Below are 14,476 nucleotides of genomic sequence, written 5' to 3'. Positions count from 1 at the left end.
TTAGGCAACCGTCAGGGCAGACACCACCAGATCGCAGCTGCGCTGGGCGTAAGCCGTCAGCACGATGCGGATCTGCGGCAAGTCACGGGCGAGCACGGCAGCCAGCAAGCGCTCGAACAGTTCGAGGAACTCACTCATTTCGGCCTTGCGCTGTTCGAGGGCGAGGAAGTACGCGCGGCTCATGGCCGGCTGCAGGTTCTCGACAGTTTCTTGCAGGTACGGGTTGTTGGCGAACGGATAGGCGGCGCGCATGACGTTGAAACTGTCATCGACGAACGTGCGGATGTCCTGACGCTCGTAGCTGGCGGTCAGGCGCTGCTGGATCTGCACGAACGGCGCCATGTCCGACTGGACCTGCCAGCCATTGGCCACCGAATTGCCGAGCAGGATGTACAGCTCGCTCATCAGCGTGCACAGGCTCTGCACCTTGTGCGCCGTCAGTTCGGTAACGTGCGCGCCACGGCGTGGCAGGATCGCGATCAGGTGGCGACGTTCGAGGATCAGCAAGGCTTCGCGGACCGAACCGCGGCTGACGTTGAGCGCCAGCGTGACCTTTTGTTCCTGGATGCGCTCTCCCGGCTTCATTTCGCCACGAATGATGCGTTCGGCGAGGTGGTGAGCGATTTGCTCGGCGAGGCTGTCCGGGGCCTTGAACGTCATGGTGTCCTTCAAATTCTATCGATCTGCACAAGCGGCGCAGTGTAGCGCAAATGCAAGGTCATGGCGGAGTGCCCACTCAGCGGTTTTTGGCACGATTCCCGCAAAAAGGCAGGGGACTCGATGAGGGTCAATACTGAATAGACAGGTTGTTGATCGACGAAATGCATTTTCTTGACCTTTAAGTCAGAAAACCATTGACCGAAAAGTCAGAGCTGCTAAATTCGGCTCAAGTCGCTTAACAACAATAATGAGTCTGCGAGGCCTTCCGTGATCCAGTTTTTACTTAACCAGGAACTCCGTAGCGAGCACGCCCTGGACCCGAATCTGACCGTGCTCAATTACCTGCGTGAACACGTCGGCAAATCCGGCACCAAAGAAGGTTGCGCCAGCGGTGACTGCGGCGCCTGCACCGTAGTGGTCGGCGAGTTGCAGACGGATGACGCTGGCCGCGAACATATTCGCTATCGCAGCCTCAACTCGTGCCTGACGTTCGTTTCGTCCTTGCACGGCAAGCAATTGATCAGCGTTGAAGACCTCAAGCACAAAGGCGAACTGCACAGCGTGCAGAAAGCCATGGTCGAGTGCCACGGTTCGCAGTGCGGTTTCTGCACCCCAGGTTTCGTCATGTCGCTGTTCGCGCTGCAAAAGAACAGCGATGCGCCGGATACCGCCAAGGCCCACGAAGCGCTGGCCGGCAACCTTTGCCGTTGCACCGGCTACCGGCCGATTCTGGCCGCTGCCGAACAGTCGTGCTGCGCCAAGCAACCGGATCAGTTCGACGCCCGCGAAGCTGACACCATCGCCCGACTCAAAGCCATTGCCCCCACCGATATCGGCGAACTCAACAGCGGCGACAAGCGCTGCCTGGTGCCGCTGACCGTCGCCGATCTGGCCGATCTCTACGATGCTTACCCACAAGCGCGCCTGCTGGCGGGCGGCACCGATCTGGCGCTGGAAGTCACTCAGTTCCACCGCACGCTGCCGGTGATGATCTACGTCGGCAACGTCGCCGAAATGAAGCGCATCGACAGTTTCGATGACCGCATCGAAATCGGCGCCGCCACCAGCCTCTCCGACTGCTACGAAGCGTTGAACGCCGAGTACCCGGATTTCGGCGAGTTGCTGCACCGCTTCGCTTCCCTGCAAATCCGCAACCAGGGCACCCTCGGCGGCAACATTGGCAACGCCTCGCCGATCGGTGACTCGCCGCCCCTGCTGATCGCACTCGGCGCGCAGATCGTGCTGTGCAAAGGCGAAACCCGGCGCACCCTGAACCTGGAAGACTACTTCATCGATTACCGCGTCACTGCCCGCCAGGAAAGCGAATTCATCGAGAAGATTATCGTCCCGCGTGCCAGCGCCGAGCAGCTGTTCCGCGCCTATAAAGTCTCGAAGCGTCTGGACGACGACATCTCCGCCGTCTGCGCCGCGTTCAATCTGCGCATCGAAAACGGTGTGATCAGCGATGCCCGCGTCGCCTTCGGCGGCATGGCCGCGATCCCCAAGCGCGCCGCCGCTTGCGAAGCCGCGCTGATTGGCCAACCGTTCAACAATGCAGTGATCGAACGCGCCTGCGTTGCCCTGGCCGAAGACTTCACGCCGCTCTCGGACTTCCGCGCCAGCAAGGAATATCGCCTGCTCAGCGCGCAGAACCTGCTGCGCAAATACTTCATCGAACTGCAAACACCGCACATCGAGACTCGGGTGACCGCTTATGTCTAACCATCACGCCGTAGAGAAGACCCAGGCTGAACTGGCCGAATTGTTCGCCCAGGACCTGACCACAGGTGTCGGCCGCAGCGTCAAGCACGACAGCGCCGCCAAACATGTGTCCGGTGAAGCGCAGTACATCGATGATCGCCTGGAATTTCCGAATCAGCTGCACCTGTACGCACGCCTGTCGGACCGCGCCCACGCGAAGATCATCAGCATTGATACAAGTCCCTGCTATGCCTTCGAAGGCGTACGCATCGCCATCACCCACGAAGACGTCCCGGGCCTGAAAGACATCGGCCCGCTGATGCCGGGCGACCCGTTGCTGGCCATCGATGATGTGCAATTTGTCGGGCAACCGGTGCTCGCCGTGGCGGCGAAGGATCTGGAAACCGCACGCAAGGCAGCGATGGCCGCGATCATCGAATACGAAGACCTCGAGCCGGTGCTGGATGTGGTCGAAGCGCTGCGCAAGCGCCACTTCGTCCTCGACAGCCACACCCACCAGCGCGGCGATTCGGTCTCCGCACTGGCGACCGCCGATCATCGCATTCAAGGCACGCTGCACATTGGCGGTCAGGAACACTTCTACCTGGAGACGCAAATCTCCTCGGTCATGCCCACCGAAGACGGCGGCATGATTGTTTACTGCTCGACACAGAACCCGACCGAAGTGCAGAAACTGGTCGCTGAAGTGCTCGACGTGTCGATGAACAAGATCGTCGTCGACATGCGCCGCATGGGCGGTGGTTTCGGTGGCAAGGAAACTCAGGCGGCAAGCCCCGCGTGCCTGTGCGCAGTGGTTGCGCATCTCACCGGTCAGCCGACCAAAATGCGCCTGCCGCGCGTCGAAGACATGCTCATGACTGGCAAGCGTCACCCGTTCTACGTCGAGTACGACGTCGGCTTCGACAGCACCGGGCGCCTGCACGGGATCAACATGGACCTGGCCGGCAACTGCGGTTGCTCACCAGACTTGTCGGCGTCGATTGTCGACCGCGCAATGTTCCACTCGGACAACTCGTATTACCTGGGCGATGCGACCATCAACGGTCATCGCTGCAAGACCAACACCGCCTCGAACACCGCCTACCGGGGTTTCGGCGGCCCGCAAGGGATGGTCGCGATCGAAGAAGTGATGGACGCGATTGCCCGTCACCTCAACCTCGACCCACTCGCGGTGCGCAAGGCCAACTACTACGGCAAGACCGAGCGCAACGTTACCCACTACTACCAGACCGTCGAGCACAACATGCTCGAGGAAATGACCGCGGAACTGGAAGAAAGCAGCCAGTATTACGAGCGCCGCGAAGCGATCCGTCGCTACAACGCCAACAGCCCGATCCTGAAAAAAGGCCTGGCACTGACCCCGGTGAAATTCGGTATTTCCTTCACCGCGAGTTTCTTGAACCAGGCAGGTGCCTTGATCCACATCTACACCGACGGCAGCATCCACCTGAACCATGGCGGCACCGAAATGGGCCAGGGCCTGAACACCAAAGTCGCGCAGGTCGTGGCCGAAGTGTTCCAGGTCGAAATCGATCGCGTGCAGATCACCGCGACCAATACCGACAAGGTGCCAAACACCTCGCCAACCGCTGCTTCCAGCGGTGCCGACCTCAACGGTAAAGCCGCCCAGAATGCCGCCGAGATCATCAAGCAACGCTTGGTTGAGTTCGCCGCACGGCACTTCAAAGTCAGCGAGGAAGACGTCGAATTCCATAACGGCCATGTACGCGTTCGTGATCACATCCTGACCTTTGAATCGCTGATCCAGCAGGCGTATTTCAATCAGGTCTCGCTGTCGAGCACCGGGTTCTACAAAACCCCGAAAATCTACTACGACCGCAGCCAGGCCCGTGGCCGTCCGTTCTATTATTTCGCCTTCGGCGCGGCGTGCTGCGAAGTCATCGTCGACACCCTGACCGGCGAATACAAGATGCTGCGTACCGACATTCTCCACGACGTCGGCGCCTCGCTGAACCCGTCCATCGACATCGGTCAGGTTGAAGGTGGCTTCGTCCAGGGCATGGGCTGGCTGACCATGGAAGAGCTGGTCTGGAACAACAAGGGCAAGCTGATGACCAACGGCCCGGCCAGTTACAAGATCCCGGCCGTGGCGGACATGCCACTGGATCTGCGAGTGAAACTGGTAGAAAACCGCAAGAACCCGGAAGACACCGTGTTCCACTCCAAGGCCGTTGGTGAGCCGCCGTTCATGCTCGGCATTGCCGCGTGGTGTGCGATCAAGGACGCCGTGGCAAGCCTCGGTGACTACAAGCATCAGCCGAAGATCGACGCCCCGGCGACCCCGGAGCGGGTGTTGTGGGGCTGTGAGCAGATGCGTCAGCTTAAAGCGGTGAAGGCCGTCGAAGCTGAAACCGAGCTGGCTTCGCTTTAAGACCGGGGCGCGGCCATCGCTGGCAAGCCAGCTCTCACAGGGTTTTGTGCTGACCGTTGGACTGTGCAATTCCAATGTGGGAGCGAGCCTGCTCGCGAAGAGGCCCGAACAGACAACAAAGATGTCGAGGTGAATATGTACAACTGGATCGACGCCCTCGCCGACCTGCAGAACCAGGGCGAGCCCTGTGTGCTGGTGACGATCATCGAAGAGCTCGGCTCGACGCCACGCAATGCCGGCTCGAAAATGGTCGTCAGTGCTCGCCAGATCTTCGACACCATCGGTGGCGGGCACCTGGAATACAAAGCCATGCAGATCGCTCGCGAGATGCTCGCCAGCGGCAAGCAGGACACTCATCTGGAGCGCTTCAGCCTCGGTGCCAGTCTGGGCCAGTGCTGCGGCGGCGCCACGGTGTTGCTGTTCGAACCGATGGGCCAGGTGCAAGCGCAGATCGCCGTGTTTGGCGCCGGCCACGTCGGTCGCGCCCTGGTGCCGCTGCTCGCCAGCCTGCCCTGCCGGGTGCGCTGGATCGATTCCCGGGAAGAAGAATTCCCCGCACAGATTCCCCACGGCGTCCGTAAAATCGTCGCCGAAGAGCCTGTGGATGAAATCGATGACCTGCCCGCCGGGAGCTATTGCATCGTCATGACCCACAACCATCAGCTGGATCTGGAACTCACCGCCGCGATCCTCAAGCGCAACGATTTCACCTGGTTCGGCCTGATCGGCTCGAAGACCAAACGCGCCAAGTTCGAAAACCGTCTGCGTGACCGCGGCTTCGACGCCAGCGTCGTGCAACGCATGCGCTGCCCGATGGGTATCGGCGAAGTCAAAGGCAAGTTGCCTGTGGAAATCGCCATCTCCATCGCCGGCGAAATCATCGCCACCTATAACGCCAATTTCGGCCAGCACACTGCCAGCGCCGAACCGATTGCCAAACTGCTGCCGCTTTCACGCCGCAGTCAGGCCGCCAAACTCAAAGCCTCAAATTGATTAGAGAACCCTCATGCCTCTGACTCGCAAAGCCTACCGCGCCGCCATCCTGCACAGCATTGCCGACCCCGCCGAAGTCGGTATCGAAGCCTCCTACGAATATTTCGAGGACGGCCTGCTGGTGGTCGATGGCGGCAAGATCAGCGCCGTCGGCCACGCCAGCGACTTGCTGCCGACGCTGCCGGCAGACATCGAAATCAACCACTATCAGGATGCCTTGATCACCCCGGGCTTTATCGACACCCACATTCACCTGCCACAAACCGGCATGGTCGGCGCCTATGGCGAGCAACTGCTCGACTGGCTCAACACTTACACTTTCCCGTGCGAAAGCCAGTTCGGCGACAAGGCGCACGCCGATGAGGTCGCTGACATTTTCGTCAAGGAACTGCTGCGCAACGGCACCACCACGGCGCTGGTGTTCGGCAGCGTGCATCCGCAGTCGGTGAACTCGTTCTTTGAAGCGGCCGAGAAACTCGATCTGCGGATGATCGCCGGTAAAGTGATGATGGACCGCAACGCGCCGGACTACCTCACCGACACCGCCGAATCCAGCTACGTCGAGAGCAAGGCGCTGATCGAGCGCTGGCACGGCAAGGGTCGCCTGCACTATGCGGTCACCCCGCGTTTCGCGCCGACCAGCACCCCGGAGCAATTGACCCTCGCCGGGCAACTGCTGACTGAATATCCGGATCTGTACATGCAGACCCACATCAGCGAGAACCTCAAGGAAATCGAGTGGGTCAAGGAACTGTTCCCGGAGCGCAAAGGCTACCTGGACGTTTACGATCACTACCAGCTGCTCGGCGAGCGCTCGGTATTCGCCCACGGCGTGCACCTGTGCGACGACGAATGTGCGCGACTGGCACAAACTGGCTCTGCCGTTTCGTTCTGCCCGACGTCGAACCTCTTCCTGGGCAGCGGCTTGTTCAATCTGCCGATGGCCGAAAAGCACAAGTTGAACGTGGGCCTGGGCACTGACGTCGGTGGCGGCACCAGTTTCTCGTTGCTGCAAACACTGAACGAAGCCTACAAAGTGATGCAGTTGCAGGGCGCGCGTTTGAGTCCGTTCAAGTCGTTGTATCTGGCGACCCTGGGTGGCGCGCGGGCGCTGCGTCTGGAAGACAAGATCGGCAACCTGCAACCAGGCAGCGACGCTGACTTCCTGGTACTGGATTACAACGCCACGCCGTTGCTGAGCTATCGCTTGAAACAGGCAAATAACATTGCCGAGACCTTGTTTGTGTTGATGACGCTGGGCGATGACCGGACGGTGCAGCAGACGTATGCGGCGGGTGCGCTGGTGCATCAGCGCTGAGTTTTCCCAAGGCATAAAAAATCCCCCGGTGGTGTTCAGCCCCGGGGGATTTTTGTTGTCTTTCAGATTGCATCGCTGGCAAGCCAGCTCCCACAGGTTTCTCGGTGAATCGCAGATTTGCTAACCCCACAAAATCCTGTGGGAGCTGGCTTGCCAGCGATTAGGGTCGACTCGGTATCAGCTTAAAGCTTGGCCGCAGGACGCCCCGGCTTCTTGGTCTGCAACAAATGCGAGAACACTGCATGCAGATCATCCGACGCGCCTTCCTCGTCGAGGTTGAGTTTGCTGTCGATGTGATCCATGTGATGCATCATCAGATCCACCGCCAACTCACCGTTACGCGCTTCAATGGCGTCGATCAGTTGGGTGTGTTCGTCGTAGGAACAGTGCGAGCGGTTGCCGCTTTCATATTGGGCGATGATCAGCGAGGTCTGCGAGACCAGGCTGCGCTGGAAGCTGACCAGCGGTGCATTTTTCGCCGCTTCCGCCAGTTTCAGATGGAACTCGCCCGACAGACGAATACCGGCGCCGCGATCACCGCGCGAGAAGCTGTCGCGCTCGTCGTTGACCATTTGGCGCAATTCGGCGATCTGTTCGGCGGTGGCGTGCAGCACGGCCAGTTCAGTGATCGCGCGTTCGACCAGACGGCGGGCCATGAATACCTGACGCGCTTCTTCCACGCTCGGGCTGGCAACGACGGCGCCACGGTTCGGCCGCAACAGCACCACACCTTCATGGGCCAGACGCGACAGCGCGCGGCGAATGATGGTGCGACTGACCCCAAAGATTTCCCCCAGCGCTTCTTCGCTCAACTTGGTACCGGGCGCCAGACGCTGTTCGAGGATGGCCTCGAAGATGTGCGCATAGACAATATCGTCCTGGGTTCCGCTGCGGCCGGCTTTGCCTGCTCGCGGTTGTTTCTTGAGGGGTTGCAACTGTTCGTTCATGGGCACTCGAGTCGGGAGAACTGCGGCGAATAGACCGTGACTGTAATACGGCACAGTAGGTCGCTGGCAAGTATCGCGTAAAAAACAGCGCGATTGTACACAATGGATGGTGGCAACACGACTGTATGGCTGTTTGTGACCACGGCTGTATTGCAACGGTTCGTTACGATTGAGTTTAGGCTTGATCGCAGAATCCGCTGGTCGACCACAATCCCCTGTGGGAGCGAGCCTGCTCGCGAAAGCCGTTTCACATTCAAAATGAATGTTGACTGACACACCGCTTTCGCGAGCAGGCTCGCTCCCACAGGGGTTTGGCGTACAGGGGACATCTTCATTGGTATAAGGAACACCGTTGTCATGAACGACGCCACGCACACTCAACTGCGCCCTCTGGCCGACACATCGCCTTCGGCCATCGTCGCCGGTTTTATTGCGATGATGACCGGTTACACCAGCTCCCTGGTCCTGATGTTCCAGGCCGGGCAAGCGGCGGGCCTGACCAGCGGGCAGATTTCTTCGTGGATCTGGGCAATTTCGATTGGCATGGCGGTGTGCTCGATCGGCCTGTCCCTGCGCTATCGCACGCCCATCACCATTGCCTGGTCGACACCCGGCGCGGCGCTGTTGATCACCAGTCTTGGCGGCGTGAGCTACGGCGAAGCCATCGGCGCCTACATCACTTGCGCGGTGCTGGTGACGATCTGCGGGCTGACCGGTAGTTTCGAACGGCTGATGAGGAAGATCCCGGCATCGCTGGCGGCAGCCTTGCTGGCGGGGATTCTGTTCAAGATCGGCAGCGAAATCTTTGTCGCCGCGCAACACCGCACCGGCCTGGTATTGGGCATGTTCTTCACCTATTTATTGGTCAAACGCCTCTCGCCCCGCTATGCCGTGCTCGCCGCACTGCTGATCGGCACCGCGCTGTCGGGCTTCATGGGGCTGCTGGACTTCAGCGGTTTTCATCTGGAAGTGGCCACGCCGGTGTGGACCACACCGCACTTTTCGCTGGCGGCAACCATCAGCATCGGCATTCCACTGTTCGTCGTGGCCATGACTTCGCAGAACATGCCCGGCATCGCCGTGTTGCGCGCCGACGGCTACACCGTCCCGGCCTCGCCGCTGATCACCACTACCGGCATCGCTTCTTTGTTACTGGCGCCGTTCGGTTCACACGGCATCAACCTCGCCGCCATCAGCGCGGCAATCTGCACAGGGCCGCATGCCCACGAAGATCGCAACAAACGCTACACCGCCGCAGTGTGGTGCGGGATTTTCTACGGGATCGCCGGAGTGTTCGGCGCAACTCTGGCGGCGCTGTTTGCCGCGCTGCCGAAGGAACTGGTGCTGTCAATTGCGGCGCTTGCGCTGTTTGGCTCGATCATCAATGGCTTGAGCATCGCAATGACTGAAGTGAAGGAACGCGAAGCGGCGCTGATCACGTTTATGGTGACGGCGTCGGGGTTGACGCTGTTTTCCATCGGATCAGCGTTTTGGGGGATTGTTGCGGGGGTTGTGACGCTGCTGATTTTGAATTGGCGTAAAGCGTAAGATCAAAAGCCCCTCACCCTAGCCCTCTCCCGGAGGGAGAGGGAACTGATCGGGTTGTTTGGCGAGGTGCGCCGACTAGGGATACCGAGCTGAATGCAGGTTTTGAACTATCCACCAATCGGCCCCCTCTCCCTCGGGAGAGGGCTGGGCGGGCGGCGTTCCGATGAGGGGCAGCTCCACCGCAAATCCAAAGCCGAACAAGCAAAAGCCAGGCAAAAAAAACGGCGACCCTCAGGTCGCCGTTTTTTTCAGTATCACTTAGCCGCGTTGATCGGCTTTTCCGGATACCAAACGTCCAGCAGCGGGCTGACGGTTGCACCGGTCAGTTCGCTACGGGTTTTCAGCCAGGCTTCAACAGCAGCGCGCTGCTCTTCGTTGACCGAGCCACGCTTCTGCAGGCATACCAGACCGAAGTCGTCGCCGCCAACATAACCCAGACCATTGGCTTCCATGGCTTCTTTGATGAAGGCTTCGAGGAAAGCGTCAATGGCTTCTTCGGACAAGTCTTCTTTGAAGTCCAGGTTCAGCTCGAAACCCAGCTCTTGAAATTCATCAACGCACAGTTTTTTGCGCAGACGCTGGGAACGGTTAGTCGCCATTGGAACAATCCTCTTAAGTAATAACGGCCGGCACTTTACCAGTTTAAGACGTCATTTGCCCGACTCTCTGGACACTGCGGCCGACCGCCTGTAAAAAAATCACTGATTAGCCACCCCGGGGACGGCACAAGCGGTTCCACCTTGGCGCATAATGCCGACACTTTCGTGACCACTGAGGGCTTTTTCATCCATGTCCTCGTTTTTCTCCCCCTCTTTTGCAGGGTTTTATTTCACATGATCAAATCGTTGCGTCCACTTTTTTTCGCCGGCCTTTTTCTTCCTCTGGCCCTGCCTGCCTCTGCTGCCCCAATCAATACTGCCCTCACCCCCAATGTCGAAAAAGCCCTCAAGGCCAGCAAGCTGCAGCCTAGCGCCCTGTCGCTGGTGATGGTGCCGCTCGATGGCCCAGGCACAGCCACCGTGTTCAACGCCGATGTGTCGGTCAACCCGGCCTCGACCATGAAACTGGTTACCACCTACGCAGCGCTGGAAATGCTCGGCCCCAACCACCAGTGGAAAACCGAGTTCTACACCGATGGCACCCTGAGCGGCGGTATCCTCAACGGTAACCTCTACCTCAAGGGTGGCGGCGATCCGAAGCTGAACATGGAAAAACTCTGGCTGTTGATGCGCGATCTGCGCGCCAACGGCGTCACGCAGATCACCGGTGATCTGGTGCTGGACCGCAATTTCTTCGTGCAGCCACAGCTGCCGGAATTCAACGATGACGGCAATGACCAGAACAAGCCGTTTCTGGTCAAACCCGACTCGCTGCTGGTCAACCTCAAGGCCCTGCGCTTCGTCGCCCGCAATGACGGTGGCCGAGTGTTGATCTCGGTGGAACCGCCGATCGCCAGCGTCCGCATCGAAAACACCGTTAAAGCGCTCCCCTCCAAGCAATGCACCGGCGGTGTGCGCTACAACCCGGTGCCACAGCCCGATGGCAGCGTGACCGTGACGGTGGGCGGCCAGTTGGGTGAAGGTTGCAGCTCGCAGACCTACCTGTCGCTGCTCGACCACGCGACCTACACCGCGGGCGCCGTTCGCGCGATCTGGAAGGAGTTGGGGGGCAGCATTCAGGGCAGGGATCGTCTCGCGCCAACCCCGAGCAACGCCAAATTGCTGGCTCGCGCATTCTCGCCGGATCTGGCGGAAATCATCCGCGACATCAACAAATACAGTAACAACACCATGGCTCAGCAGCTGTTTCTGAGCCTGGGTCAGAGGTTCCGCAACGACGCTGACGGTGACGACGCCAGGGCAGCGCAGCGGGTAGTCCGTCAGTGGCTGGCGAAAAAAGGCATTACCGCCCCGCACCTGGTGATGGAGAACGGTTCCGGCCTGTCCCGTGCCGAACGGGTCAGCGCCCGTGAGATGGCGAACATGCTGCAAGCCGCCTGGCACAGCCCGTATGCCGCCGAGTACATCAGCTCGTTGCCGATTGCCGGCACCGACGGCACCATGCGCAAACGCCTGAAGACCACCGCCATGCGCGGCGAAGCCCACGTCAAGACCGGCACCCTGAACACCGTGCGAGCGATTGCCGGTTTCAGCCGCGACGTCAACGGCAACACTTGGGCGGTGGTGGCGATCCTCAACGACAAAGCGCCGTTTGGTGCATCGTCGGTGCTGGATCAGGTGCTGCTGGATCTGTATCGCCAGCCGAAGCTGCCGCAGACGGCTTCCGTCTTGTAACCCAAGTTCAAGCAACACCACAAAAACCTGTGGGAGCGAGCCTGCTCGCGAAGGCGTCAGGTCAGTCAATAAATGTGCTGACTGATACACCGCCTTCGCGAGCAGGCTCGCTCCCACATTGGTTTGGTGGCAGGGCCTAACTCATCTGCTCGACCCGATCGCGCCCGCGCTGTTTGGCCATGTACACCCCTGAATCCGCGCGCAGCAACAGCGAATCAGCGCCCTCCCCCGGTCGCCAACTGGCGATACCGAAACTGGCGGTCACGACGCCGACCACATCAACCGGCGCACTGCGCAACCCCTGCCACAACTCCACAGCGAGCATGTACGCGTGTTCACCGTCGATGTCCGGGCAGAGCACCATGAATTCCTCGCCACCCAAGCGACAGAACACATCCGTGCGGCGCAAGCGATGGCCGATGCGCTCGCACACGGCTTGCAGCACCCGGTCGCCCACGGCATGACCGTGCTGGTCGTTGATCCGTTTGAAATGGTCGATGTCGAGCATGATCACCGACAGTTCACCGCCACCGCGCTCGACCCGGGCCATTTCGGTGGTCAGGCGCTCCTGGAAATAGCGACGGTTGTGGATACCGGTCAACGAATCAGTGATCGACAGCGCCCGAAGTTCCTCCTCCACGCGCTTCAAATCTGAAATGTCCGAGATATAGCCATGCCACAGCACGCCACCGCCGGGCAGCTCCTCCGGCGTCGCCTCGCCGCGCACCCAGCGCAGACCGCGTACGGGCAACTGCACGCGATATTCCTCGCGCCACGGGCTGAGGCTGTGCGCTGATGCCCGAATCGAGGCGCGCACGCGGCTCACGTCCTGCGCATAGATACGGGAGAAAATGGCCTCGGCATCGAGCAGCAGCACATCCGGTTCGAGCTCGTAGATCTCGCGGATGCCGTCACTCGCGTAGATCACACTGAAGCGGCCGTCGAATTCCATCTTGAACTGGTAAATGCCACCGGGCACGTGAGCGCTGAGCTTTTTCAGCAGCACATCACGCGCCGCCAGCGCCTCGTGCACACGCTTGCGCTCAGTGATGTCGATGCAGATCGCCAGATGCCCGACCCACAGGCCCTGCTCATCAAGCACGGGGGTGGCGAGCATGTTCACCGGCAGGTGACTGCCGTCCTGGCAGATCAGCGTCCACTCGCGCGCCTCGTGCCCGCCGACTTCGCCGCCCTCGACCAGCATCGCCTGACAGGTCGGGATCGTCTTGCCGTAACGCGCACTCAATTCCGCCGCGCGTGCCATCAGCTCGCGCGGAAAATGCAGGTTCTCCAGGGTCATGCGGCCGACCACTTCGTCGCTGCGGTAGCCAAGCATCTGTTCGGCGCCGGGGTTGAAGGTGCTGATCACCCCGCGCAGATCGGTGGCGATGATTGCCACCTGCGTTGCGGCATTCAGTACGCCGCGCAACTGGCCGTGAGTACCGCGCAGTTCCTGTTCGCTGTCGTGCAACTCTTGCGTGCGCTGCTCGACCAGATGCAAGGCTCGCTGGCGCTGGCTGACCAGCACATATAACAACGCGCTCAGCAGCAAACTGAGTAATCCACCGAGAATCAGCACACTCCCCACTGACGAGTGGTTGGCCTGCATGAAAGCGTCGCTCGGCAGGATATCCACCTGATAGTCGTGATCGGCCATGCGCACCAGCCGCGTGGTGGCCAGAGCACTGGGTGCCGGATCGTTGGCCGATTCGTAGAGCACCTCGTGCTGATCAGGGATCGACAGATCGAGAATGCGCACCGAAAGGTAGTCATGGAGCGCGTCCGGCAAACCATCCGCCAGCAACTGGCGCATGCTGATCACGGCCATCACATAGCCGAAAGGCTTTTGCTGTCCCTCTCGAATGACTGGCGCCGCCAGCAAGACCCCGCGGGCATAGGCTGGCTCGACACTGACCAGATGCATCGGTTGCGAAACGACCAGGTTACGCAGCTCATCGGCGCGCTGCAGGATGTCGCGGCGCAGCGGTTGCGCGAGCAAATCGTAGCCCAGCGGCGAGCCCAGACGGCTTTGGGTCTGGCTATAAAAAACCGGCACGTATTCATCTCGGGCGCCCGCCAGTTGCAAACCGCCCTGTTCATTAAGTTCGCGAATCGTAAACGTGCTCAGGCCTTCCGCACGCACGCGCTGCTCAAATTCGGCACGCTCGGCAGCATTGACCCTGAGGGCAAACGAATAGGCCTGGGTGCGCAGTAATAAGGGTCGGGTATAACCATCGAACTCGGCGCGAGACACCGATTGGGAATAGGTGAAGAAGCGGCGCAGGCCGTCGAGGCGTTGCTCCTGGTCCTGAAATCGCTCTTCGATGCGGCTGTAACGCTCATTGGCCAGCAACTGAAAGCGCTGACGCAGTTGTTGTTCAAACTGGCTGAAAGTGGCCCAGGCGAGCAGCCCCGTGAGTATCCCGCCGGCGAGCAATACCAGCATCGCGACCAGCCAGGCCGAGACGTCTTCGCTGATGAAACCCAGAATCTTCGGGCGCACGGGGTGCAACGACATAAGGGCAACTCACTACGCCAGCATTGCGGGGGAACCCCCATTGGCCATGAGTGAGTTTATAGCTATTAGCCATCAATTTGGCTA

10 protein-coding genes are annotated in these 14,476 nt (G+C 60.1%); 6 read left to right on the top strand and 4 right to left on the bottom strand.

Annotated features, from left to right (window positions below):
- Entirely contained in the window at positions 1–660 is a 660-nt protein-coding gene (locus IEQ42_RS13630; protein ID WP_042558520.1) for a GntR family transcriptional regulator, read from the bottom strand.
- 267 nt (positions 661–927) lie between these two features.
- Here IEQ42_RS13630 and xdhA point away from each other — a divergent pair, with 267 nt between their 5' ends.
- The 4 genes from xdhA (at position 928) to guaD (ending at position 7,085) form a co-directional block, all read left to right on the top strand.
- Positions 928–2,382: a xanthine dehydrogenase small subunit gene (gene xdhA, locus IEQ42_RS13625; RefSeq protein WP_210703855.1), complete on the top strand. Its 1,455-nt coding sequence runs from the start codon at positions 928–930 to the stop codon at positions 2,380–2,382.
- The gene (gene xdhB / locus IEQ42_RS13620; RefSeq protein ID WP_115147622.1) at positions 2,375–4,774 is read left to right on the top strand and encodes a xanthine dehydrogenase molybdopterin binding subunit; all 2,400 of its coding nucleotides are present in this window, start codon (positions 2,375–2,377) and stop codon (positions 4,772–4,774) included. The genes xdhA and xdhB overlap by 8 nt, the downstream gene beginning before the upstream one ends.
- A gap of 135 nt (positions 4,775–4,909) precedes the next feature.
- Entirely contained in the window at positions 4,910–5,767 is an 858-nt protein-coding gene (gene xdhC, locus IEQ42_RS13615; protein WP_210703854.1) for a xanthine dehydrogenase accessory protein XdhC, read from the top strand.
- Between the two features lie 13 nt (positions 5,768–5,780).
- The gene (guaD, locus tag IEQ42_RS13610; RefSeq protein WP_042558516.1) at positions 5,781–7,085 is read left to right on the top strand and encodes a guanine deaminase; all 1,305 of its coding nucleotides are present in this window, start codon (positions 5,781–5,783) and stop codon (positions 7,083–7,085) included.
- Positions 7,086–7,267: 182 nt separating this feature from the next.
- Here guaD and IEQ42_RS13605 read toward each other — a convergent pair whose 3' ends face one another.
- A complete protein-coding gene (locus IEQ42_RS13605; protein ID WP_042558515.1) occupies positions 7,268–8,032 on the bottom strand; it encodes a GntR family transcriptional regulator in 765 nt (254 codons plus the stop codon).
- 357 nt (positions 8,033–8,389) lie between these two features.
- Between IEQ42_RS13605 and IEQ42_RS13600 the strand changes: the two genes are divergently transcribed.
- Entirely contained in the window at positions 8,390–9,580 is a 1,191-nt protein-coding gene (locus IEQ42_RS13600) for a benzoate/H(+) symporter BenE family transporter (protein WP_210703853.1), read from the top strand.
- A 254-nt stretch (positions 9,581–9,834) separates the two neighbouring features.
- Here the strand turns inward: IEQ42_RS13600 and IEQ42_RS13595 are convergent, their stop codons facing one another.
- A complete protein-coding gene (locus tag IEQ42_RS13595; RefSeq protein WP_042558513.1) occupies positions 9,835–10,179 on the bottom strand; it encodes a YggL family protein in 345 nt (114 codons plus the stop codon).
- 234 nt (positions 10,180–10,413) lie between these two features.
- Between IEQ42_RS13595 and dacB the strand changes: the two genes are divergently transcribed.
- The gene (gene dacB, locus IEQ42_RS13590; protein ID WP_210703852.1) at positions 10,414–11,874 is read left to right on the top strand and encodes a D-alanyl-D-alanine carboxypeptidase/D-alanyl-D-alanine endopeptidase; all 1,461 of its coding nucleotides are present in this window, start codon (positions 10,414–10,416) and stop codon (positions 11,872–11,874) included.
- Between the two features lie 136 nt (positions 11,875–12,010).
- On the opposite strand, the gene IEQ42_RS13585 is transcribed toward dacB, so the two are convergent.
- Positions 12,011–14,392: a sensor domain-containing diguanylate cyclase gene (locus IEQ42_RS13585; RefSeq protein ID WP_210703851.1), complete on the bottom strand. Its 2,382-nt coding sequence runs from the start codon at positions 14,390–14,392 to the stop codon at positions 12,011–12,013.
- Between the last annotated feature and the right edge of the window lie 84 nt (positions 14,393–14,476).

Origin of the sequence: Pseudomonas iridis, from assembly GCF_017980685.1 — a bacterium.
Taxonomy (GTDB): Bacteria; Pseudomonadota; Gammaproteobacteria; order Pseudomonadales; family Pseudomonadaceae; genus Aquipseudomonas; species Aquipseudomonas iridis.
Note: the sequence above shows the minus strand (reverse complement) of the source record. Positions and strands in the feature narration are given on the sequence as shown.